This is a genomic window from Marinobacterium sp. xm-d-530 (assembly GCF_013283365.1).
In the GTDB taxonomy this organism is placed as follows: Bacteria; Pseudomonadota; Gammaproteobacteria; order Pseudomonadales; family Balneatricaceae; genus Marinobacterium_E.
In genome coordinates, this window is record NZ_WBYM01000004.1 from 321,793 (window position 1) to 345,179 (window position 23,387).

The window sequence follows — 23,387 nt, forward strand, 5'->3', positions numbered from 1 at the left end:
TCTTTTTTCTGACTATTCGAACAGTCCGAAGGTGATGCGATCGAATAGAGAACGCTCCTCATCTGCTTGCTCTGATGTGTCAGTCGCCTCTGTCGCTGGCGCTTCATCGGCACGCACCGGTTGAGCCAGTGAGCTGGTTGGTTGAATCGGCTCCGCCAGTTCTGTCCCTTCACCGAGCAGGCCAAAGCTTGCGGTGTAGATCAGATCATTGCGTGGTGCTTTGAATGAGCGAACCTGGTAGTCAGGGAAGTTGGTTGCCAAGACAGTACTCGCATCAGCGGCCAGTTCAGTCAGTCCAAGCTCAGTGTAAGCTTCTGCCATGATTGCCAAGGCATCCGGTGTTGCCGGAGTCTCTTGTAGGTTCTCAACCACGTAACGACCACGGTTTGCGGCTGCCAGCCATGCTTGACGTTTCATGTAGTAGAGTGCGACGTGGATTTCGTAGGTGGCTAGACGGTTTTTGAGGTACTGCATACGACGTTGCGCGTCGGCGGCGTACTCGCTGTCTGGGAAGCGGTTAATCAAGGTTGTAAAACTGTCGAACGAGTCGCGTGCTGCACCTGGATCACGCTGAGCCACATCAATGGGTAGGTATTTAGCAAAGAAAGAGCGCTCGGCTTCAAAGGCGCTTAACCCTTTCATGTAGTAGGCGTAGTCGACGTTGTCGTGATTAGGGTGTAGACGAATGAATCGATCGGCTGCGGCTGCAGCAGAGGTGTTTTGGTTCATTCTAAAGTGTGCGTAGATCAACTCTAGCTGTGACTGTTCAGAGTAACGGCCAAATGGGTAGCGCGCTTCAAGAAGTTGTAGTTTCTCGATCGCGAGCTGGTTATTGCCCGCATCAATTGCACTTAGCGCCTCTTCATAGAGCTGCTCCTCTGGAACGTCGGGCTCTATTTTCTCCCCATTGCTACTACAACCCACCAGTAGGGTGGCAGCGAAAAGAGCGGGAATCAGTCGGTTAAAACGCATGTTTACATCCTAATCTATATACAGCGGTTCAGCGCTGCGATCTCTATTGAGATATACTATTCAATATTCCTTATTTAAACACAGAGCTTAGCTCACCAAAACACTCTTAGAGCCAGATAGAGCAATAATGTCAGAACATATTCACCTTGAAGCCGTTGTACCCGATGAACTCTACGGTAAACGACTCGATCAAGCCGTTGCGCAGATCTTTCCCGACTACTCCCGTTCACGCCTGCAGGGGTGGATAAAAGAGGGGGAGTTGACCGTTGATGGCAAAGTGCTGCGTACGCGCGACAAGCTGACCGGTGGTGAAAAGATTGTCGTCGACGCTCAAATCGCAGTCATTGAAGAGCATAAGGGTGAGGATATCCCGCTCGATATCGTGTTTGAAGATGAACACATTCTTGTGCTGAACAAACCCTCGGGTTTGGTGGTACACCCTGCGTCGGGTCATGCCGAAGGAACACTGTTGAATGCTCTGTTGCATCACGCCCCAGAGGTAGCTCAGGTACCGCGGGCCGGTATTGTGCATCGCCTTGACCGTGAAACCACTGGCCTGATGGTTGTGGCTAAAACTATTCAAGCGCAGACTGATCTTGTTGAACAACTGCAAGAGCGTTCTATGGGTCGCGAATACGAAGCGGTTGTTCAGGGTGTCATGATTGGTGGTGGTACGGTAGATGAGCCAATGGGTCGCCACAGTAAGAACCGTCTCAAAATGGCGGTTGTGGGTCTGGGCAAAGAGGCGATCACACACTATCGCGTGTTGAAGAAGTTTCGTTCACACACTCATATTCGCCTGAAGCTGGAGACAGGTCGTACCCACCAGATTCGCGTTCACATGGCGCACATTAAATATCCATTGGTCGGCGATCCACTCTACGGTGGTCGTTTCCGTCTGCCAAAGAACTGCAGCGAGCGTATGGTGCAGACGTTGAAAGGGTTTCGTCGCCAAGCGCTGCATGCGAAAAAGTTGGAGCTTTGGCACCCTTACACCGGTGAACACTGCAGCTGGGAGATCGATCTTCCAGACGATATGCAGCGCCTGCTGAGCGTTCTTGATAAAGATGCGACGAAATACGATTACGAGCTATGAACTTAATCTGGGCTGACTGGCCGGCACCGCCGAACATTAAAGCACTCTGTACGACGCGCCAGGGTGGTGTCAGCTCAGCGCCGTTTGATCAGCTTAATTTAGGTGATCACGTTGGGGATGACCCCCAAGCCGTTTTGGATAACCGTCAGTCTCTTCTGAATTCACTCTCTCTAGTGAAAGCGGCACAGTGGCTGAAGCAGGTTCACGGTGTTGAAGTGGTTGAGGCGTTCCCAGATCAACAGATTCGTCAAGCGGACGCCTGCTACACAACAGAGGCGGGCGTTGCGTGCGTCATCATGACGGCAGACTGCTTGCCTGTACTATTTACTGATCGATCAGGTAGCAAAGTGGCAGCTGCGCATGCCGGCTGGCGTGGTTTAGCGGAAGGTGTGTTAGAGCAGACTCTTTCGCAGTTTGATGATCCGTCTGAGGTCATGGTGTGGATGGGGCCGGCGATTGGTCCCGATGCGTTTGAAGTGGGTCAGGAGGTGTATGACCGTTTCGTCGACGATCTGGCCCAGTCGCCTGACGCGTTTAAGCCCAGCCCCTCGCATAATGAACGCTGGATGGCCGATATCTACCGCCTAGCTCGATTGCGTCTAAACAGAGCCGGTGTTCGCCAGATTTTTGGCGGCGGTTTATGTACTTACACCGATTCAGAGCGCTTTTTCTCTTACCGTCGCCAAGCTCAAACGGGGCGTATGGCTAGCCTAATTTGGATGGACGATGATGAATAGCTCCGGTTTGGCTGGGCTCGGTATTACCCATCCTATTATTCAGGCGCCGATGGCGGGTGTGTCGACACCTGAACTGGCCGCGGCGGTCTCTAATGCAGGGGCGTTGGGCTCTATTGCGGTTGGAGCTGTTAATGCTGATACCGCGCGTCAATTGATCCAGAGAACGCGGGCTTTGACGGATCAACCGTTCAACGTCAATCTGTTTTGCCATCAGCAACCTCAGCGTAGTGCTCAGGTCGAGCAAGCGTGGATTGAGCGCCTAACTCCGCATTTTGATCGTTTCGGCGCGAATCCACCCGCTCAATTGAATGAGATCTACCTAAGCTTCCTAGATGATCCCAATATGTTGGCGGTGCTGTTAGAAGAGCAGCCTGCGGTTGTCAGCTTTCACTTTGGTCTGCCCGAGGCCGCTTGGATTAAGCAGTTACAAAACAGGGGTGTCCTGACGCTGGCCTGTGTCACCTCGTTGAGCGAAGCGCAGTTAGCGATTGCTGCGGGTGTTGATGCTTTGGTGGCTCAGGGTGTTGAGGCAGGTGGGCATCGCGGTCTCTTCGATCCTCACCAGGATTCACGGCTAATGACAATGGATCTGGTCACTCAGTTGGCCTCTTTTGTTGAACAGCCAATTATTGCCGCAGGCGGCATTATGACAGGGGCTGATATTGCCGCCGCGTTGAGTGCTGGCGCTGTGGCTGTACAGATGGGGACAGCCTTTGTGCTCTGCCCTGAATCTTCGGCCAATGCTAGATATCGAGCCAATCTATGTCGTGGCGCTTCGGTTAACACCGAGATCACATCAGCCATCTCCGGTCGACCGGCTCGCGGCATTATCAATCGAGCGCACACCGAGATTGAGCCTGACAACAGAGCGGATATTCCCGATTACCCTCTGACCTATGATGCGATGAAACAGTTGGCTACAGCTGCTGCACAGGGCGATGAGGGGTATGCCGCACACTGGGCTGGCACGGGTGCTGGGTTGGCGAGATCCATGCCTGCTGCGCAGCTGGTCGAGACACTCGTGTCAGAGCTGCAAGCCTCACTCAACTCATAAAATCCGATAATCAGATTGCCTAATTTTTAGTAGTCGATATATACTGTTTATTCATACAGTATATTTATCGATTGATTAGGTATTAACGATGGCGATTACGCAGATAGCTGATGCGGTCGATCTTACCGCTGACCATTTAAAAATTCCTTTCTATACAGAGAGTGTGCCGGCTGGGTTTCCATCACCGGCTCAAGATTATATTGATAAGACGTTGAGTCTTAATGAGCTCTGCATTAAGCACCCCAATGCTACCTATTTCGTCCGTGTCGATGGTGACTCTATGGACGGTGTGGGTATCTACAAGGGGGATGTCTTGGTGGTTGATCGATCGCTGACCGCTCAGCATGGTGACGTGGTGATTGCTAGTGTCAGCGGTGAGATGACGGTGAAGACGCTGCAGCTACGTCCACGCGTGCGTCTGGTCCCACAGAATCGACGCTACTCGCCCATCGAGTTAAAAGAGGGGAGTGAGTTGCAAGTGTTTGGTGTGGTGGTCAGTGTTGTCAGGGTGTTGAAGTAGTGTCGCAAGTGATCGCGCTGGTCGATTGCAATAACTTCTATGTCTCTTGCGAGCGGCTGTTTCGTCCAGACCTGCAGGGCGTGCCGATGGTGGTGCTCTCTAATAATGATGGTTGTGCTGTTGCGCGCAGTGCCGAGGTGAAAGCCCTAGGCGTCAAAATGGGGGTACCTCGGTTTCAGATTGAAGAGCTGATAGAGCAACACGGTATCTGCACCTTCTCGTCAAACTACACACTCTACGGCGATATCTCTGCGCGTGTTATGAATACGCTGGAATCGATCGCCCCGCGAGTGTTTGTCTACTCAATCGACGAAGCTTTTATGGATCTGTCGGGGCTGCAGAAAAACTACTCACTGTTGGAGTTTGGTCGTTTCACTAAAAGCAAAGTGGAGAAAGAGGTTGGTATACCGGTATGCGTTGGCATATCGACCACTAAAACCTTGGCGAAGTTGGCCAATCAGGGGGCTAAAAAGTACCTCTCTACGGGCGGTGTGGTTGATCTAACCGAGGTCGAACGACAGCGTAAGCTGATGGCAATGACCGAGGTGGGTGATGTCTGGGGTGTCGGACGTCGTATCAGTCAACGTCTGGAGTCGATGGGCATTAAGAGTGCATTGGATCTTGCCGATGCTGACCCTAAATGGATACGGAAACACTTCTCGGTTGTGTTGGAACGGACGGTGTCTGAACTTAACGGGGTCTCTTGTATCCCCTTTGACGATACCCCGCCGGTCAAGAAGCAGATTGTCGTGTCGCGCTCCTTTGGTGAACGCATCACCGAGCTAGCGGAGATGCGCAAAGCGATTGCCGGTTTTATTACTCGTGCTGCAGAGAAGCTGCGTAAAGAGGGGCAGGTGGCTCAGCATCTGCAGGTCTTTTTGCGCACCAGTCCGTTTGCAAAGAGTCAGCCGCAGTATGCCAACTCCACCAGCGAACGACTGGTGGAGCCAACGGATGATACGCGACAGCTATTGGCCGCTTCGATGCGCCTGATAGAGCGTATCTGGTTAAGTGGTTATCAGTTTGCCAAAGCGGGTGTGATGTTGAGCGACTTTTACGATCCAAAGCTTCAGCAGCAGACGCTATTTTGTGCGGACGGGGACAGTCGCAGTGAAGCGTTGATGACCACCCTGGATCAGATTAACTATAAAACAGGTCAAGTACAGTTTGCCCGTCGTATCGATCGGAATCCTTGGGATATGAAGCGTGAAATGCTCTCTCCGCGTTACACCACCAGTTGGTTAGAGTTACCGCGAGTCAAATAGAGAGGTGTTAAATAGTTAAAATAATGTCGTAAAAGTTTCATTAAACCCCTTGAAATAGTCAGACTTACCCTCACATAAAAGATAGAAACATTCATTGGCCTTGCTTCGGGAGGCCGCTATCAGTGGAGGCTAAGATGCGCCCAGATAAATTTACTTCAAAATTGCAGGAAGCACTGTCAGATGCTCAGTCATTGGCCGTCGGTAAGGATCATAATCAGATTGAACCTATCCACCTGCTCGCTGCGTTGATCGATCAGCGTGGTGGATCAATTCGTCCCCTGCTCAAGCAGGCTGGTGCGGAGCTGCCGCAGTTAACCCGTAAAGTGGGTGAGGCGCTTGAGCGACTGCCAGTGGTCAGTTCGCCCGATGGTGATATTCGCCTATCTCAAGATATGGCTCGTCTATTCAATCTAACCGACAAACTCGCTCAGCAGCGCGGCGATCAGTTCGTGGCGAGTGAGCTCGTCATACTGGCTATGCTGAGTGATAAAGGTGAGGCCGGGAAAGTCTTGCAGGCTGCAGGTCTTACACAAGAGAAACTGGTTGAAGCGATTAATGCGGTAAGGGGAGGCGAAGCGGTGATGGATCCTAACGCAGAGGAGAGCCGTCAAGCTCTGGATAAATACTGTGTTGATTTAACAGAGCGGGCAGAGAGCGGCAAGCTTGATCCGGTGATTGGGCGCGATGATGAGATTCGTCGCACCATTCAAGTGCTCCAGCGTCGCACGAAAAACAATCCGGTACTGATTGGTGAGCCGGGCGTAGGTAAAACCGCCATCGTTGAAGGGCTGGCGCAACGCATCATCAACGGCGAAGTGCCGGAGGGGCTGAAACATAAGCGAGTGCTGTCGCTCGATATGGGGTCTCTAATAGCCGGTGCAAAGTTCCGCGGTGAATTCGAGGAGCGATTAAAGGCGGTCCTTAATGAGCTCTCTAAGCAGGAAGGGCAAATCATTCTGTTTATCGATGAGCTTCACACCATGGTCGGTGCCGGTAAGGGCGACGGTGCGATGGATGCCGGTAACATGCTGAAGCCTGCATTAGCACGCGGTGAGCTGCACTGTGTGGGCGCGACTACTCTGGATGAGTATCGTCAGTATGTAGAGAAGGACGCAGCGCTTGAGCGTCGCTTCCAGAAGGTGATTGTTGATGAGCCGAGTGAAGAGGATACGATTGCGATTCTACGTGGTCTTAAAGAGCGCTACGAAGTACACCACGGCGTCGACATCACTGACTCTGCGATCATCGCGTCTGCAAAGCTGAGTCAACGCTACATCACCGATCGTCAGTTGCCTGATAAAGCGATCGATCTGATCGATGAGGCGGCATCCCGTATCCGTATGGAGATGGACTCCAAACCGGAAGAGATGGACCGTCTGGAGCGTCGTCTGATCCAGTTGAAGATGGAGCGTGAGGCGCTGAAAAAAGAGAAGGATTCAGCGGCTAAAAAACGCTTAGAAGAGCTCGAAGAGACCATCAGTGCTCTAGAGAAAGAGTACTCAGATCTAGAAGAGATCTGGAAGGCGGATAAAGCGGTACTGCAGGGTTCTCAGCAGATTAAAGAGCAGCTAGACCAAGCCCGTATCGAGATGGAACAGGCACGTCGTGCAGGCGATCTGGCGAAAATGTCAGAGATCCAATACGGCAAGATTCCAGAGCTAGAGGCGCAATTGCAAGCGGCCGATAGTGAAGATGAAGCCGAGGCTCAAACGGAGTTGTTGCGCAATAAAGTCACCGAAGAGGAGGTGGCTGAAGTGGTCTCACGCTGGACCGGTATTCCAGTCAATAAAATGCTCGAGGGCGAGCGTGACAAACTGCTGCGCATGGAGCAAGAGCTGCACAAGCGAGTCGTCGGTCAGGGTGAGGCGGTTGAAGCCGTCTCGAATGCGGTGCGCCGCTCAAGAGCAGGTCTGGCTGATCCGAATCGCCCGAACGGTAGCTTCCTATTTTTAGGCCCTACTGGTGTTGGTAAAACTGAGCTGTGTAAAGCGCTAGCCAGCTATCTGTTTGATACCGAAGAGGCGATGGTGCGCATCGACATGTCAGAGTTCATGGAGAAACATTCGGTTGCTCGATTGATTGGTGCACCTCCAGGCTATGTAGGTTATGAAGAGGGCGGTTATCTAACCGAAGCGGTTCGTCGCAAGCCTTACTCAGTCCTACTGTTAGACGAGGTCGAAAAGGCGCATCCCGATGTCTTCAATATCCTGTTGCAGGTGTTAGAAGATGGTCGTTTGACTGATGGTCAGGGTCGTACCGTCGATTTCCGCAATACCATCGTGGTGATGACCTCGAACCTAGGCTCGGATCTGATCGCGGGTTACAGCGATGATCAGGATTATGAGCAGATGAAAGGTGCGGTCATGGAAGTGGTGGGTACCCACTTTAGACCGGAAGTGATCAACCGTATCGACGAAGTTGTCGTGTTCCACAGCTTGCGCAAAGAGCAGGTGGCAGGCATCGCAACCATTCAGTTGGAGCGTCTGCGTAAACGCCTTGCTGAGCATGATCTGGGACTCAAGTTGACATCAACGGCCATGGATAAGTTGGTGGAGGTCGGTTTTGAGCCAATTTATGGTGCAAGGCCACTCAAACGTGCGATTCAGCAGTGGATCGAAAACCCATTGGCGCAGCGTCTATTGGCAGGCGACTTCATGCCTGGAGCTGAAATTGCGGTCGATGTGGCGGACGGTGAATTCACCTTCCGCTAGCTCTACTACGGTGCTAAATCGGGGTCTGGCCTTCTGTCAGACCCCGTTATTGTGAAACCGCTATTTAAACCGCTATCATTGCGCTTCTACCAAATTTTGAGGCACCTCCTTGCTTAGCTATCAACACGGCTTTCACGCCGGAAACTTTGCCGATGTTCACAAACATCTCACCCTTCAACTTCTACTGAATGCGCTCAATAAAAAGGCGAAACCTTGGAGCTATTTAGAGACGCACTCGGGTCGTGGGTTATATGACCTCTCGTCAGAGCAGGCGCAGAAGACCGGTGAGTTTCGTGATGGGGTGGCCAAGCTGTGGGGGCAAAAACAGCCGGAAGCTGTTCAGCAGTACCTGTCAGCCATCGCTGAAGTGTCTCAATCTGATCAGCTTCTTCACTACCCTGGATCACCGACACTGACGGCCCTAAATACACGTGAGCTGGATCAGATTCATCTAATGGAACTGCACCCACAAGAGGTTAAAGAGTTAAAGCGCAATATGCGCCTGTTTGCCAATGTTGGGGTGCACCACCGAGATGGCTATGAAGGAGTCTTATCACTACTCCCCCCTAAACCTAATCGGGGACTTCTATTGATCGACCCCGCTTATGAGGTGAAAGAGGAGTATCAACAGGTGGCGAGCTTTGTCGGAGAGGCAATGAAACGCTGGCCCAATGGTCAAATTGCTGTCTGGTACCCACTGCTGGCGGCTAATCGTCATGAGAATATGCTGAAAGCGATGGTTCGACAGCTACCGGATGTTGGTGTGTTGGATTCACAGTTTATTGTGGCTGAGCCCAAAGAGCGGGGTATGTACGGATCTGGAATGTTGCTGATCAATCCCCCTTGGCAATTTGATCAGCAGTTAGATGAGTTGCTACCGAATGTGTTAGCTCAACTCAACGCAGAAGCGCCAGAGACGACGCTTCGTTGGCTGAAACAGGCGCCTTAAGGCGTCAATTTAGAGAAACGGTGGGCTAGTAAAGTGCCTGCTCATCTTTTACCACCTCAATCAGCAACTCAATGAACAGTTCATCGGCTTCGCTGCGCTCTAAACCAATGTGAACGCTGGTGGTGTCATTGAGCTCATCAGCGATTAACTGAACCGCATTCTCTTGGCCCATATGCTTGCGCGCAATCTCTTTGGCGGTTGAGCAAATTTCCGGCTCCATCAGTACCTTTCGAGTGAAGCGAACCAGCTCTTCAATAACGCGATCTTTCTGTTTTACATCGGAAATCGAAACCATTGTTTTTCTCCCTATGACCTTCTTGAACTATAACTCGCACAATGAAGTCGCGCTAGCAAGATGGAGGTTTTTTGTGAAAATGTCGAAATCGTTGAAAAGTTGCTCTTTTTTTAAACAATTTAGCCGCTGCGACGGTTGAAGTTACTGCGCTGCAGTGCGAAAATTTAAAGCTTACTGTTATATGCAAATAACCCCGCGTGTAGCAGGCATTTAAAAGGCTTACTAAGCATTACCCAGCTCAGGTCTAACGCTGCTGGTAGAGAGATCCTTGTTTCAGTGGTATCGAGTGCTTTTTGTGTTAGCGCACACCCGTATTGATGACGTTTTGGCGGACAATCCCGCTGGCGCTGCACCCACTCATTCATGAATCAGACAAAGACAGAGTGTTGAATAGACAACACAATATTGAGGGTAAAAAGGTGGAACTACTTTCAGGTGCGGAAATGGTCGTACGCGCGCTTCGTGATGAAGGCGTTAAGTACATCTACGGCTATCCTGGCGGCGCATTGCTACACGTTTACGATGCGATCTTCCAACAGGATGAAGTTGAGCACATTCTTGTTCGTCACGAACAAGCAGCAACACACATGGCGGATGCCTACGCTCGTGCAACTAACAAAGCAGGTGTCGCGCTAGTAACTTCTGGCCCAGGTGCAACGAATGCGGTGACTGGCATCGCAACGGCTTACATGGATTCGATTCCAATGGTCGTGATTACAGGTCAGGTTATGAGCTACCTGATCGGTGAGGACGCATTCCAAGAGACGGATATGCTTGGCATCTCTCGTCCGATCGTTAAACACAGCTTCAGTGTGCAGCGTCCAGAGGATATCCCTTCGATCATTAAGAAGGCATTCCACATCGCACAGAGCGGTCGTCCGGGTCCAGTGGTTGTAGATATCCCTAAAGATATGACGACGCCAACTGAGCGTTACCCATACGACTACCCAGCAAACGTGAAAATGCGCTCTTACGGCCCTATCAGTCGTGGCCACAGTGGTCAGATCAAGAAAGCCGTTGATATGTTGCTAGCGGCTAAGCGTCCTGTGATCTACACCGGTGGTGGTGTCATCATGGGTGACGCAAGCGAAGAGCTGGTTAAACTGGCACAAGAGCTTAACTACCCAGTGACTAATACCCTAATGGGTCTTGGCGGCTACCCAGGTACTGATCGTCAATCATTGGGCATGCTGGGTATGCACGGTAGTTACGAAGCCAACATGGCAATGCACCACTCAGACTTCATTCTTGCGGTGGGTGCGCGATTCGATGACCGCGTTACCAACGGCACTGATAAGTTCTGTCCAACAGCGCGCATTGCACACATCGATATCGATCCTGCGTCGATCTCTAAGACGATCGATGTGGATGTGCCGATTGTAGGTCCAGCTAAAGCGGTTCTTAAAGAGATGCTTGAGTTGGTGGCTGAAGCGAAGACTCAGCCAGATGCTGAAGCGATCGCAAACTGGTGGAAACAGATCGATGAGTGGCGACAACGCCACGGTGGCCGTTTTGAGCTAGGCGACAAGATGAAGCCTCAGCAGGTTATCGAGATGCTCTCTAAAGTGACTAATGGTGATGCGTTTGTCTGTTCTGACGTTGGTCAGCACCAGATGTTTGCAGCCCAGTACTACAAGTTCAACAAGCCAAACCGTTGGATTAACTCTGGCGGCCTAGGCACCATGGGCTTTGGTCTTCCGGCTGCGATGGGGGTTAAGTTGAACTTCCCTGACGCTGACGTTGCGTGTGTTACCGGTGAAGGCTCTATTCAGATGAATATCCAAGAGCTATCAACCTGTAAACAGTACGATCTGCCAGTGAAGATCATCAACCTAAACAACCAGTCGTTGGGTATGGTTCGCCAGTGGCAAGATATGAACTATGAGTCACGTCACTCGCAGTCTTACATGAAGTCACTACCAGACTTTATCAAGCTGGTTGAATCCTACGGTCACGTCGGTATGAAGGTTGAGCGTTACGAAGATCTAGAAGGCGCAATGCGTGAAGCGTTCGCTATGAAAGATCGTCTAGTCTTCATGGATATCTATGTTGATCCATTTGAGCACGTCTACCCAATGCAGGTTCCACGTGGCTCTATGCGTGATATGTGGTTGAACAAAACGGAGAGGACTTAAACGATGCGTCATATCATTTCAGTTCTCCTAGAGAACGAACCCGGTGCACTGTCACGTGTTGTTGGCCTGTTCTCACAGCGCAACTACAACATTGAATCGCTCACGGTAGCCCCAACTGAAGATCCAACGCTGTCTCGTTTGACAGTAACAACCATCGGTAATGACCGTGTTGTTGAGCAGATCACCAAGCAGTTGAACAAGCTAATCGATGTCGTGAAGGTTGTTGATCTATCGGAAGGCGACCATATCGAACGCGAAGTTATGATGATCAAGCTGAAAGCAAACGGTCAGATGCGCGCAGAGATCAAGCGTACTGCTGATATCTTCCGTGGCCACATCATCGATGTAACGCCGAACACCTACACCGTTCAGTTGATTGGTGACTCGGCTAAGTTGGATGCATTTATTGCAGCCTTAGGTACCGCATCGATTCTTGAAGTGGTTCGCTCGGGCGTATCCGGTATTGCTCGCGGCGAGAAAGTATTGAGCGTTTAACGCATTTCATACTTCGAAAATCCCGGCTTTTGCTGGGATTTTTTTTGTCTAAAAATAGACTTGTTTGCCTCTCTGTTTAGGGATAAGGTTGACTGATCGGTCCAGATTTCTGATGACCAATCAAACTTCGATCACAAATAAGGAACACCAATAATGAAACGTGTAGTTTTGAAAACACTCGCTCTTTCAGTAGCGGTAGCTTCAGCATCGGCTCAAGCGGCAGACCTAAATCCAGCTGTTGTTTTTGACATGGGTGGTAAGTTCGATAAATCGTTTAACCAGTCTGTTTATAACGGCATGGAGCGATTTAAAGAGGAGAGCGGTGTTAACTACCGTGAGTTCGAGGTGACTAATGCATCACAGCGTGAACAGGCGATCCGTCGTTTTGCGCAGCGTGGTGCTAATCCAATCATCAGCGTTGGCTTCGCCCAAGCTGCGGCCGTTGATAAAGTGGCCGGTGAGTTTCCAGATGCACGCATCACTCTGATCGATATGGTGGTTGATAAGCCAAACGTTCAGTCTGTTGTCTTCAATGAGCACGAGGGTTCATTCCTTGTCGGTATGCTTGCCGCAATGAAATCAGAAACAGGAACTGTCAGCTTTGTCGGTGGTATGGATATCCCACTGATTCGTAAATTTGAGTGTGGTTATGCTCAAGGTGCTCAGTACGTTAACAAAGATATCAACGTGATTCGTAACATGACCGGTACGACGCCAAGCGCTTGGAATGACCCAGCGAAAGGTGCTGAGCTGGCTGTTAGTCAGTTCGACCGTGGTTCTGATGTTGTCTATGCAGCAGCGGGCGGTACGGGCGTTGGTGTCTACCAAGCTGCGGCTGACTCTGGCAAATACGCAATTGGTGTCGACTCTAACCAGAACTACCTGCAGCCAGGTACGATGCTAACCTCTATGGTTAAGCGTGTTGATGTAGCGGCGTATAACTCGCTTAAAGCGATGCAGGATGGCACTTGGCAAGCGGGTTTCCAAGCGCTTGGTCTAGCGCAGGGCGGTGTCGATTGGGCACTTGATGAGCACAACGAAGCGCTGATCACCGCTGAGATGAAATCGGCTGTTGAAGCTGCGAAAAAAGCGATCATCGCTGGTGAAATCAAAGTTCACGACTACATGAGTGACAACAGCTGTCCAGCACTCGACTAAGATAGAGGTCTAACCGAGTGGTGACACAACCTATACAGGATCCCAATCGGGATCCTGTTTCTTATTCAATTCAGTTAGCGAAGATTAATAAACACTTCGGTGCCGTCAAAGCCAATGTCGACGTTGATCTGAATGTCGTTAAAGGTGAGATACACGCCATCGTTGGTGAAAACGGTGCCGGAAAGTCGACACTGATGAGTATCCTCTATGGGTTTTACGAGGCCGATAGTGGTTCTATCCATGTGGATGGCAAAGTGGTCAGTATCACTGACTCGAAACGCGCTATCGAGCTAGGGATTGGCATGGTCCATCAACACTTCATGTTGGTGGATAATTTCACGGTGCTTGAGAATATCGTGCTGGGCGCTGAAGGTAGCTGGTCTTTAACGCATTCACTCGCTAAAGCACGTAAAAAACTGCAAGAGATCTCAGACCGTTATGGGCTGAATGTCGATCTGGATGCGGTGGTTTCACATCTTCCAGTCGGTTTGCAGCAGCGTGTAGAGATTCTTAAAGCGCTCTATCGTGACGCCAAAATTCTGATTCTGGATGAGCCTACCGGTGTTTTAACCCCTCAAGAGGTTGATCAACTCTTTGCGATTTTAAAAACACTTAAATCACAAGGTGTCAGCGTTCTACTGATCACCCATAAGCTGCAAGAGGTGATTGCGATCAGTGATCAGGTCTCTGTTATGCGAGCTGGGACCATGGTGGCGACCGTAAACACTGCGGAGACCAGTCGTGAAGCACTCGCTGAGCTTATGGTCGGCCGTAAGGTTCTGTTACGGGTAGATAAACAAGAAGCAAACCCGGGCGCAGCGCTTCTTAAAGTAGATTCGCTAACCTGGCGTGATGACACCAATGTTCCTCGTTTGGACGATGTGTCGTTCACGGTGAATGCGGGAGAAATCGTCGGTGTTGCCGGAGTGTCTGGTAATGGTCAAACCGAACTTCTAGGTCTGTTGTCGGGCATGCTCGATGTGCAGCAAGGGCAGATTAATATTGAAGGTGTCTGCATTGATGCTCAGCATCAAATGACGCCTAAACAGATTCGTCACCTCGGCGTCGGACATGTGGCAGAGGATCGGCACCGTGATGGCATGGTGGGTGCGTTTAGCGCAGAAGAGACGGCCATCATGGGCTTTCAAGATGAGCCGGAGTTCAATGGCTCGATTTTGCAAAATCGCTCTGCCATCACTGAGCACTGTCAGGAGTTAATGAGTACCTTTGATGTGCGCCCAGTGGATCCCAATCTCAAATCGGCCAGTTTCTCTGGCGGTAATCAACAGAAACTCTGTATCGCACGTGAGATGAACGCTACACCTAAAGTGTTACTGGTGGGACAACCGACACGTGGCGTCGATATCGGTGCGATCGAGTTTATACATCAGCAGATTGTTGCGCTGCGTGATCAAGGAAGTGCTGTGTTAGTCGTCTCTGTAGAGTTAGAAGAGATCCTGTCGTTGTGTGATCGAGTGCTGGTGATGTCAGAAGGGCGCATCGTGGGTAATGTGTTGGCTTCAGAAACCGATGCGCGCTCGTTAGGGTTAATGATGTCCAGCTCAAGAAGCGGTGATCAAATGGCTCAGCAGGGGGGGCAATCATGAGTCGTCGTGCAAAGCTCCCTGCTTGGGCAGACATTGGACTAATTCCGTTAATCAATGTCTTGTTGGCGTTTTTGTCAGCCGGTGTTGTGGTGGCTCTGATTGGTGAAAGCCCATTAGAGGCGGTGCAAGTACTTATTCGTGGCGCCTTTGGATACGATGAAGGGGTTGGCTATACGCTCTACTACACAACCAACTTTATCTTTACCGGTTTGGCGGTAGCCGTCGCATTCCATGCGGGGCTATTCAATATCGGTGGGGAGGGGCAGGCGTATATAGGTGGTTTAGGTGTGGGACTGATCTGTCTCGCTTTAGATCATCTTTTGCCATGGTGGGCTCTGCTACCTCTGGCCATTATTGCTGGATCCTTATTTGGTGCTGCTTGGGCGTTTATACCCGGCTATTTGCAAGCTTATCGCGGTAGTCATGTGGTGATTACTACCATTATGTTCAACTTCATTGCGTCTGCATTGATGGTCTATCTATTGGTGAATGTGCTGATTCAACCGGGTTCCATGTCACCAGAGACACGAGCGATTGCTCCCGAATCGACACTGCCGCTGATGCATGAGTTCTTTGCGTTTTTTGGGATCAAGATTACTCAAACGCCGCTTAATCTGTCTCTTTTTGTTGCACTATTGGCTTGTCTGTTTGTCTGGGTGCTTATTTGGAAAACTCGTTGGGGCTATGCCATTCGCATGATCGGTTTCAATGAGTCAGCTGCGGTCTATAGCGGAATCAATCCAAAACGAATGGTCGTCATTGCGATGATGATTTCAGGCTCTTTGGCCGGATTGGTCGCAATCAATGAGGTGATGGGGGCACAAGAGCGTGTCGGTTTAGACTTCGTCTCTGGTGCTGGGTTTACTGGCATCGCTGTCGCCTTGATGGGGCGCAATCACCCATTGGGTATTATCATTGCTAGCCTGCTGTTTGGCGCGCTATTTCAGGGTGGGGCAGAGTTGGCGTTTGAGTTTTCAACCATCACACGTGATCTTGTTGTGGTGATTCAAGGCTTGGTCATTCTGTTCTGCGGTGCTCTGGCCTACATGATGCGTGGACCGCTGGAACGACTCTTTGCATTGGTTTCCCGCTCAAGTCAGGAGGAGCGATAATGGAGTTTTCTGTTCAGTTAATCTCTGCATTAGATTCCACACTTCGTCTGGCGGCACCGTTAATTTTATGTGCCATGGCGGGTCTCTTTTCAGAGCGCTCGGGTATTGTAGATATCGGCTTAGAGGGCAAGATGCTAGCGGGTGCCTTTGCGGCGGCGGCAATGACGGCTGTAACGGGTTCGGTATGGTTAGGTCTGCTTGCTGCCATATTGGTCTCAATTATGATGGCGTTACTGCATGGTTTTGCCTGTATCACTCACCGAGGTGATCAGGTCGTCAGTGGTTTGGCTATCAATATCTTAGCGGCAGGTTTGACTGTTGTGTTGGGTATTGCCTGGTTCCGTCGCGGTGGGCAGACACCCTCTCTAACTTCAGAAGAGCGCTTTGGCCCTCTAACCTGGCCGTTGAGTGAGTGGTTGTCGGATGTTCCGCTACTAGGGCCCATCTATACAGAGCTACTCAGTGGACACAATCTATTGGTCTATGTCGCTTTGATGGCGGTACCGATGACGGCTTGGATCGTTTTTAAAACTCGTTTTGGGTTAAGGCTTCGTGCAGTCGGTGAGAATCCGCAGGCGGTTGATACCGCCGGGATTTCAGTCGCTTGGTTGCGTTACCGTGCCGTCATTATGGCGGGTCTGCTCTGTGGTTTAGCAGGTGCTTACCTCTCTATCGCGTTGGGTGCAGGTTTCATTAAAGATATGTCGGCCGGTAAGGGGTACATCGCACTGGCCGCACTTATTTTTGGTAAGTGGCGTCCATTCCCCGCACTCTTCGCTTGTCTTCTATTTGGTTTCTTAGAAGCCGTAGCAACCCGCATGCAGGGGGTTCAACTGCCCGTTGTTGGCGAAATTGATGTACAGCTGATGCAGGCACTTCCTTACATTCTTACCGTTATTCTGTTGGCGGGTTTCATTGGTCGGGCGATCGCACCTAAAGCGATTGGTACCCCTTACAGTAAAGATCGAGCATAACAATGGCACAGCACAAGATTATTTTAGACACAGACCCTGGTATCGATGATGCGATGGCGATTTTTACCGCGATGGCACACCCTGATATTGAGCTGTTGGGCCTTACAACAACCTTTGGCAATGTCTCTGTTGATCAGGCTACTCAAAATGCCCTTACGCTGGTTGAGATGGCCGGCTCTGAAACGCCCGTTGCACAGGGTGTTGCGACGCCGATGATCAAGCCTCTAGCGGAATTTCCAGACTTTGTTCATGGAGTCGATGGGTTTGGTAATCTCAATTTAGCACCCCCTAAGAGAACATCGCTCCCTCAATCGGCGGCTGAATTCATTGTCGATCAAGCGAATCAGAACCCGGGTGAGATCGTTATCGTTGCGATTGGTCCTTTGGGTAACTTAGCTCAGGCGCTGCAGCTGGACCCTGAATTACCTAGCAAGATTAAGCAGGTTGTTATTATGGGTGGCGTGATTGCGAGTGATGGGAATGTCTCTCCGGTAGCTGAGGCTAATATTCTCTCTGATCCGCACGCTGCCGATAAAGTGATGGCTGCGGCTTGGCCTTTGGTCATGGTAGGGCTCGATGTAACTCATCAGATTATGTTGCCTCGATCACTGTTTGATCGTATTGCTAAAGAGAACGCCAAGGTGGGTTCATTTATGCAGAGTGCGGCTAAATTCTACATCGACTTTTACTCTAGCGTGCGGAATATTGATGGCTGCTATTCGCATGACGTTTCGGCCCTCGCTTATGTTGTGCATCCTGAGTTATTTGAAACGGTTTCAGGCCCAATCTGTGTTGCGACAGAAGGCGTTGCTATGGGTCAAACCATCATGAGTCGATTTGGCATACCCTATATGCTGGATTATTGGAAAGATCGTCCTGATCAGATGGCCTGCATGGGTGTTGACGATGCTGGCGTGGTCGATTTTTTCGAAACAGCAATGACAAACAGTTACTGGAGCTAGTGGTATGTCGAATTTTTTAGAAGCGGTCGATTATCAATCGGAAGGTGCCAGCGAGGCGTTTGTGAAATCGCTGCATGAGACCGGCTTCGGCGTCCTCAAAAATCACCCTATTGCCGAAGCGCAGGTTCGAGCCATTTATGACCATTGGCAGGCCTTTTTTAATAGCGATCGCAAATCTGACTTTGACTATAACGTCGGTACTCAGGATGGCTTTTTCTCCAGCAAAATTTCTGAAGTGGCGAAAGATCATACAGTTAAAGACATCAAAGAGTATTTTCACTACTACCCCTGGGGGCAGTGCCCTGAAGATTTGCGGGAGGAGTTACAGGCTTACTATTCTCAAACCAGCTCATTAGCCTCTGAGTTGCTAGGCTGGGTCGAAGAGTTTAGCCCTGAAGAGGTGAAAGCAGGCTACCGTGAGCCACTACCCAACATGATCAATGGCAGTGAGCAGACGCTGCTCCGTGTGCTTCACTACCCTCCCTTTGATGGTAATGAAGAACCAGGTGCTATCCGTGCGGCCGCACACGGTGACATAAACCTGCTAACGATTTTGCCGGCGGCCAGTGAGCCAGGTTTGCAGGTTCTCAGCAAAACAGGTGAGTGGCTTGATGTACCGGCTGAGTTTGGTAATTTGATCGTGAACATAGGCGATATGCTGCAAGAGGCATCGGCAGGTTATTTCCCGTCGACCATACATCGAGTGATCAACCCTGTTGGTGGCGCAACCAAAAAATCGCGCATCTCACTGCCGTTGTTTCTTCACCCTAGACCAGATGTGGTTCTATCGGATCGATACACAGCGGATAGCTATTTAAAAGAGCGGCTCAAAGAGTTGGGCGTTATCTGATCCTAAACCCGGCAATGTTCGGGTTTTTTTAGCGCAAAAATATCTGGAATATTCTTTGCATGCTAGGATAACTGGATGATCAATTATAAGGCGATGCAATGAGCGCTTATCTATCGACCCTAGAGTCGATCTATCTCCCTGCAGTGGTTATGTTTTCTCTATTGGTTGGCAGCTTTCTGAATGTTGTGATTCATCGCCTGCCGATTATGATGATGAATAGCTGGCGCCGTGAAGCCGCTGAATTCTTGGATCAGCAGGAGATAAGCGATGATCAACCTATCTCATTGTCTCAGCCACGCTCACGCTGCCCTCAATGCGGACATGCAATACGCTGGTATGAAAACATCCCAATCCTCTCCTATCTGTTAATTTTGAAAGGGCGCTGTTCAGGATGTGCCAGTTCGATCTCTATGCGTTACCCAATGATCGAAGGGTTGACGGCTGTAGTGGGTCTCACTATTGCGCTCTATTTTGGCTTTACTCTTCAGATGTTGGTGATGCTGTTCGTCAGTTACTCTCTGATTGTCTTGATCTTTATCGATGCAGATCATCAGCTGTTGCCCGATCAGATCACCTTGCCCCTTCTTTGGGCGGGTCTACTGGTTAATCTGGTATTTGGCTGGGTCCCGTTGGACTCTGCAGTGACTGGTGCGATGCTTGGCTATCTGGTTCTTTGGCTGGTGTTCTGGCTGTTTAAGTTGGTAACAGGTAAGGAGGGTATGGGCTACGGCGACTTTAAGTTGCTGTCGGCTCTTGGGGCTTGGGGTGGCTATGCGATCCTTCCCGGAATTATTCTGATCTCATCCGTTGCGGGTGTTATCTATGCACTTGTCGGCGCGTTGTTTGGTCGTCAGGATCTCACTAAACCCATGCCGTTTGGCCCATTTTTAGCCTTAGCTGGATGGCTGATGTTGATTTGGGGTGATCAAATTAATCAATGGTATCTGTCGCTTCTTCTATAGATTCGTTAGACTTGCAGCATATTTTTTAAGGGCTTAAACATGACTGACCAGATTGACCCAGAGACGTCTGACGCGACCAGTGAAGATAGCGTAAAGCGACCTCGTGGTATCTATTTGTTACCAAACCTATTTACGACGGGAGCACTGTTCTCAGGTTTCTATGCTGTCATTTCGGGCATGAACGGTCATTTCACTGCAGCGGCAGTCGCCATTTTTGTTGCTATGATTTTTGATGGTTTAGATGGTCGTGTGGCTCGAATGACAAACACACAATCTAAGTTTGGCGCTGAATACGATTCGCTGTCAGATATGGTCTCTTTCGGTGTGGCTCCCGCTCTGGTTAGTTTTACTTGGGTATTACAGAGCTTAGGAAAGTTTGGCTGGGTGGCTGCCTTTATCTACTGCGCCTGTGCTGCACTTCGTTTGGCACGATTTAATACTCAGATTGGCTCTTTGGATAAACGCTACTTTATGGGGCTGCCGAGCCCAGCGGCGGCGGCAACCATTGCTGGATTGATCTGGTTTATGACTGAAAAGGGGATAGACCCAGCCCCATTTGCTTGGTTGATCGCACTCTATGTGGCGCTCATTGGTCTCTCTATGGTGAGTAATGTTCTCTACAACAGCGGTAAAGAGATCAACTTAAAAGGGAAGATCACCTTTGTAAAAATGATTGTGATCGTACTGGTTGTCGCCTTTCTAGCGACAGATCCTGATCTCTACCTGTGGCTTATCTTTCTTGCTTACACTGTATCAGGCCCTATTCAATGGCTGCTTAGAAGTAGAAAACGACAAGCAGAGTAATACATCATTAGAAAGCCACCTTCGGGTGGTTTTTTATTTGTAAGGCATTTGTCAGCTTAGCGACTAATATTAGAGGTATAGCGATAGGAGATTAATTATGTTGATCGGTAAGTCTTCCAAAATTCTAAGCAGTGAAATCACATCTGAATCGGCCTATTTGTCTAGACGTTCTCTACTGAAAGGACTGGGTTTGGTCGCAGGTGCTACTTCGATGCCTAGCTATGCTCTGACACAACCCAAGAGTTCCGATCTGCCACTCTATCCTGGTCCTGACTGGTTAAGACCGAAGCTCGAAAGCGCAAAGACAACTTGGAGCTTAGATGAGGAGTTGACGCCTTACGATTCGGTCATTACCTACAACAACTTCTACGAGTTCGGCCTCAATAAAGAGGATCCATATGAGAGAGCTCAGAATTTTAAGACAGACCCTTGGCAGGTCGAGATATTGGGTGAGGTAGAGCGCCCGGGTATCTATAACCTGGAGGATCTCCTTGCAAAAGTGGACATAGAGGAGAGGATCTACCGCTTTCGATGCGTGGAGGCATGGTCGATGGTCATTCCTTGGCTCGGTTTCTCTCTGGCTTCACTGATAAAGCAATTGAATCCAACTTCTAACGCAAAATACGTTGAGTTTGTCACGCTTGAAGACCCTGAGCAGATGCCGGGTCAGCGTTCACTCTTCAGTACCATTGATTGGCCATACAGAGAAGGGTTAAGAATAGATGAGGCGATGCACCCGCTGACGTTGTTAGCGGTCGGTGTTTATGGGCAAGCGATGCCTCCACAGAATGGCGCACCGCTTAGGTTGGTAGTGCCTTGGAAATATGGCTTCAAAAGTATTAAGTCTATCGTGCAGATTCGATTCAGAGAGACCATGCCGCAAAATACTTGGCGCTTAACGGCCTCACAAGAGTATGGCTTTTATGCCAACGTCAATCCGACTGTAGATCACCCTAGATGGTCACAGGCGACAGAGAGAAGGCTGCCGTCATCACTGTTTAATCCGAGAATCATAGAGACTCAAATGTTTAACGGCTATGAAGAGGTCGCACCTCTCTATGCTGGGATGGATCTCTCTAAATGGTATTAACCAGCAGGGGCTTATCTAGACGGCTCATTTGGATCTTTCTTTTTACGTCGCTGGCCATGCCATTGATATGGCTGGTCTACTTGGCCTATAGCAATCAGTTGGGAGCTGATCCAGCGAAAGAGCTTGTCGATGAATTAGGGCAGTGGGCAATTCGGTTTTTGATCCTGACACTCTGTGCATCAACCTTCAGTAGGCGTTTTAATATAAAGTTTTTGCTGCAGCATCGGAGAATGCTGGGGCTGTATGCACTCCTTTATGCGGTACTCCACCTTTTGGCGGTATCGACCTTTATTCTTGGCTGGCGTGTTGATCTGCTGATTAGAGAGTTAACGGATAGACCCTATATTATGTTGGGTATGGCTGGACTTCTGTTGCTCATCCCTTTGGGAATTACATCCACAAAAGGGTGGCAGAAAAAATTGGGTCGTAAATGGACAACGCTTCATAAATTGATCTACCCAGCAGCTATGTTAGCGCTGTTACACCTGGTACTACTCATAAGGGCTAGCATTTTAGAGGCGATTATCTATGCGCTTTTAATATCTCTACTTTTAATAGAACGATTGTTTAGAAAAAGAAAGCCTAAAAAGAGATAGTGAACTAACACATAAATCCCAGACGTATCCTATATTGAATGTGTTGAATCAATAAAAACAAACTCAAAGTTCAGCTTTGAAAGGAGTGTAACAATGATTCTGCAGCATCTTTCGGGTGTGTTCTATCACCCAGTAAAAGAGTGGAAGTCAATTGATAAAGACTCTTCACTAACACTAAACAACGTCATTATTCAGCTGGTGTTACTGGCACTTATACCACCTATATCTCTATTCATAGGAACAACCCAGGTGGGTTGGAGTGTCTCCTACGGTGAATATCACCTATTGGCGAGCGAATCCGCCTTTGGAGCCGCGGTAGCATTTTACATTGCTATATTAGGCGTCATTACCGGGTTGACCTATAGCATCCGTTGGATGGAGAAAACCTATGGTGCCAACGCGGGTGTTGATGAGTGCGCGCGTCTAGCGCTATACACTGCAACACCTATGTTGCTGGCAGGTCTGATTGGCCTCTATCCAATGCTATGGCTCTGCGTCAGTGTCGGAATGTTAGCGGTAGCTTTTAGTGTCTATCTGCTCTATACAGGAGTACCCGTCATAATGCATATTGAAGAGGAGAGGGCGTTTATGTTCTCTACATCAATATTGACGGTTGGCCTTGTAGCACTTGTCACTATTATGGCTGCGAGCGTTATTCTGTGGAGTACAGTCGTGCCGCTGACCATATTAAGTTAAATTTATTTACCTCAGGGGTTGACGCTCTGTTCAACCTAAGTATAATTCGCGCTCTCGATTACGGAGTCATGCCTGATTATAGGTTGATCAGTAACCGAGAGGTGCGAATTAACTATTTGTTTTTTAAGCAAATAAATGAAAGTTCCTGACGCATAAGACAGTTTTTAAATTTTCAAAAAATATTAAAAACTTGTTGACATGTGGCGAAGCGATCAATAATATACGCACCTCGCTTGAGACGAGTACTCAAGCAGCCACCAAGAGATCGGTGGCACGCTCTTTAACAATTAATCAGGTAATGCGTGTGGGCGCTTGTTGAGGTTGAGCACAAAAGCTTAACAAGACAA

The 23,387-nt window shown here is 49.6% G+C and carries 22 protein-coding genes; 20 read left to right on the forward strand and 2 right to left on the reverse strand.

What is annotated here, in order from left to right; genetic code table 11:
* Positions 1–12: 12 nt before the first annotated feature.
* On the reverse strand, positions 13–972 hold the full coding sequence (locus tag XMD530_RS08840) for an outer membrane protein assembly factor BamD (protein WP_173481191.1): 960 nt from the start codon (positions 970–972) through the stop codon (positions 13–15).
* A gap of 127 nt (positions 973–1,099) precedes the next feature.
* Between XMD530_RS08840 and rluD the strand changes: the two genes are divergently transcribed.
* From rluD to XMD530_RS08875, 7 genes are all read left to right on the forward strand, one after another.
* Entirely contained in the window at positions 1,100–2,068 is a 969-nt protein-coding gene (gene rluD, locus XMD530_RS08845) for a 23S rRNA pseudouridine(1911/1915/1917) synthase RluD (protein WP_173483007.1), read from the forward strand.
* Positions 2,065–2,805, forward strand: coding sequence for a peptidoglycan editing factor PgeF (pgeF, locus tag XMD530_RS08850; RefSeq protein ID WP_173507048.1), 741 nt, complete (start codon positions 2,065–2,067; stop codon positions 2,803–2,805). Before rluD ends, pgeF begins: the two co-directional genes overlap by 4 nt.
* The gene (locus XMD530_RS08855) at positions 2,795–3,859 is read left to right on the forward strand and encodes a nitronate monooxygenase family protein (protein WP_217364174.1); all 1,065 of its coding nucleotides are present in this window, start codon (positions 2,795–2,797) and stop codon (positions 3,857–3,859) included. Before pgeF ends, XMD530_RS08855 begins: the two co-directional genes overlap by 11 nt.
* Before the next feature lie 88 nt (positions 3,860–3,947).
* Complete coding sequence (gene umuD / locus XMD530_RS08860) at positions 3,948–4,379, forward strand: translesion error-prone DNA polymerase V autoproteolytic subunit (protein ID WP_173481187.1); 432 nt, start codon at positions 3,948–3,950, stop codon at positions 4,377–4,379.
* Positions 4,379–5,644, forward strand: a complete 1,266-nt coding sequence (gene umuC, locus XMD530_RS08865) for a translesion error-prone DNA polymerase V subunit UmuC (RefSeq protein ID WP_371731756.1) — start codon at positions 4,379–4,381, stop codon at positions 5,642–5,644. Before umuD ends, umuC begins: the two co-directional genes overlap by 1 nt.
* Before the next feature lie 134 nt (positions 5,645–5,778).
* Positions 5,779–8,355, forward strand: coding sequence for an ATP-dependent chaperone ClpB (gene clpB / locus XMD530_RS08870; protein ID WP_173507049.1), 2,577 nt, complete (start codon positions 5,779–5,781; stop codon positions 8,353–8,355).
* A gap of 109 nt (positions 8,356–8,464) precedes the next feature.
* Entirely contained in the window at positions 8,465–9,304 is an 840-nt protein-coding gene (locus XMD530_RS08875; RefSeq protein ID WP_173488659.1) for a 23S rRNA (adenine(2030)-N(6))-methyltransferase RlmJ, read from the forward strand.
* Between the two features lie 25 nt (positions 9,305–9,329).
* Here the strand turns inward: XMD530_RS08875 and XMD530_RS08880 are convergent, their stop codons facing one another.
* Positions 9,330–9,599, reverse strand: coding sequence for a hypothetical protein (locus XMD530_RS08880; protein WP_173481184.1), 270 nt, complete (start codon positions 9,597–9,599; stop codon positions 9,330–9,332).
* 419 nt (positions 9,600–10,018) lie between these two features.
* Between XMD530_RS08880 and XMD530_RS08885 the strand changes: the two genes are divergently transcribed.
* The 13 genes from XMD530_RS08885 (at position 10,019) to XMD530_RS08945 (ending at position 23,040) form a co-directional block, all read left to right on the forward strand.
* On the forward strand, positions 10,019–11,734 hold the full coding sequence (locus XMD530_RS08885) for an acetolactate synthase 3 large subunit (protein ID WP_173482277.1): 1,716 nt from the start codon (positions 10,019–10,021) through the stop codon (positions 11,732–11,734).
* 3 nt (positions 11,735–11,737) lie between these two features.
* Entirely contained in the window at positions 11,738–12,229 is a 492-nt protein-coding gene (gene ilvN / locus XMD530_RS08890) for an acetolactate synthase small subunit (protein WP_173482278.1), read from the forward strand.
* Positions 12,230–12,382: 153 nt separating this feature from the next.
* A complete protein-coding gene (locus XMD530_RS08895; protein WP_173482279.1) occupies positions 12,383–13,387 on the forward strand; it encodes a BMP family protein in 1,005 nt (334 codons plus the stop codon).
* A gap of 20 nt (positions 13,388–13,407) precedes the next feature.
* Positions 13,408–14,994 (forward strand): ABC transporter ATP-binding protein, encoded by a 1,587-nt coding sequence (locus XMD530_RS08900; RefSeq protein WP_371731757.1) that lies wholly within the window; start codon positions 13,408–13,410, stop codon positions 14,992–14,994.
* Positions 14,991–16,106, forward strand: a complete 1,116-nt coding sequence (locus XMD530_RS08905; protein ID WP_173482280.1) for an ABC transporter permease — start codon at positions 14,991–14,993, stop codon at positions 16,104–16,106. The genes XMD530_RS08900 and XMD530_RS08905 overlap by 4 nt, the downstream gene beginning before the upstream one ends.
* Positions 16,106–17,080, forward strand: coding sequence for an ABC transporter permease (locus XMD530_RS08910; protein ID WP_173483002.1), 975 nt, complete (start codon positions 16,106–16,108; stop codon positions 17,078–17,080). The genes XMD530_RS08905 and XMD530_RS08910 overlap by 1 nt, the downstream gene beginning before the upstream one ends.
* A gap of 2 nt (positions 17,081–17,082) precedes the next feature.
* A complete protein-coding gene (locus XMD530_RS08915) occupies positions 17,083–18,042 on the forward strand; it encodes a nucleoside hydrolase (RefSeq protein WP_173482282.1) in 960 nt (319 codons plus the stop codon).
* A 4-nt stretch (positions 18,043–18,046) separates the two neighbouring features.
* Positions 18,047–18,892 (forward strand): isopenicillin N synthase family oxygenase, encoded by an 846-nt coding sequence (locus tag XMD530_RS08920; protein ID WP_173482283.1) that lies wholly within the window; start codon positions 18,047–18,049, stop codon positions 18,890–18,892.
* A 98-nt stretch (positions 18,893–18,990) separates the two neighbouring features.
* Positions 18,991–19,854: an A24 family peptidase gene (locus XMD530_RS08925; RefSeq protein ID WP_173482284.1), complete on the forward strand. Its 864-nt coding sequence runs from the start codon at positions 18,991–18,993 to the stop codon at positions 19,852–19,854.
* A 39-nt stretch (positions 19,855–19,893) separates the two neighbouring features.
* Positions 19,894–20,658, forward strand: coding sequence for a CDP-diacylglycerol--serine O-phosphatidyltransferase (gene pssA, locus XMD530_RS08930; RefSeq protein ID WP_173482285.1), 765 nt, complete (start codon positions 19,894–19,896; stop codon positions 20,656–20,658).
* Between the two features lie 97 nt (positions 20,659–20,755).
* Positions 20,756–21,748 carry a protein-methionine-sulfoxide reductase catalytic subunit MsrP gene (msrP, locus tag XMD530_RS08935; protein ID WP_173507050.1) on the forward strand — a complete coding sequence of 331 codons (993 nt, stop codon included), beginning with the start codon at positions 20,756–20,758 and terminating at the stop codon, positions 21,746–21,748.
* A gap of 56 nt (positions 21,749–21,804) precedes the next feature.
* Positions 21,805–22,344 carry a sulfite oxidase heme-binding subunit YedZ gene (locus tag XMD530_RS08940; RefSeq protein WP_173507051.1) on the forward strand — a complete coding sequence of 180 codons (540 nt, stop codon included), beginning with the start codon at positions 21,805–21,807 and terminating at the stop codon, positions 22,342–22,344.
* A 93-nt stretch (positions 22,345–22,437) separates the two neighbouring features.
* Positions 22,438–23,040 carry a Yip1 family protein gene (locus XMD530_RS08945; RefSeq protein ID WP_173484385.1) on the forward strand — a complete coding sequence of 201 codons (603 nt, stop codon included), beginning with the start codon at positions 22,438–22,440 and terminating at the stop codon, positions 23,038–23,040.
* Positions 23,041–23,387 lie beyond the last annotated feature (347 nt).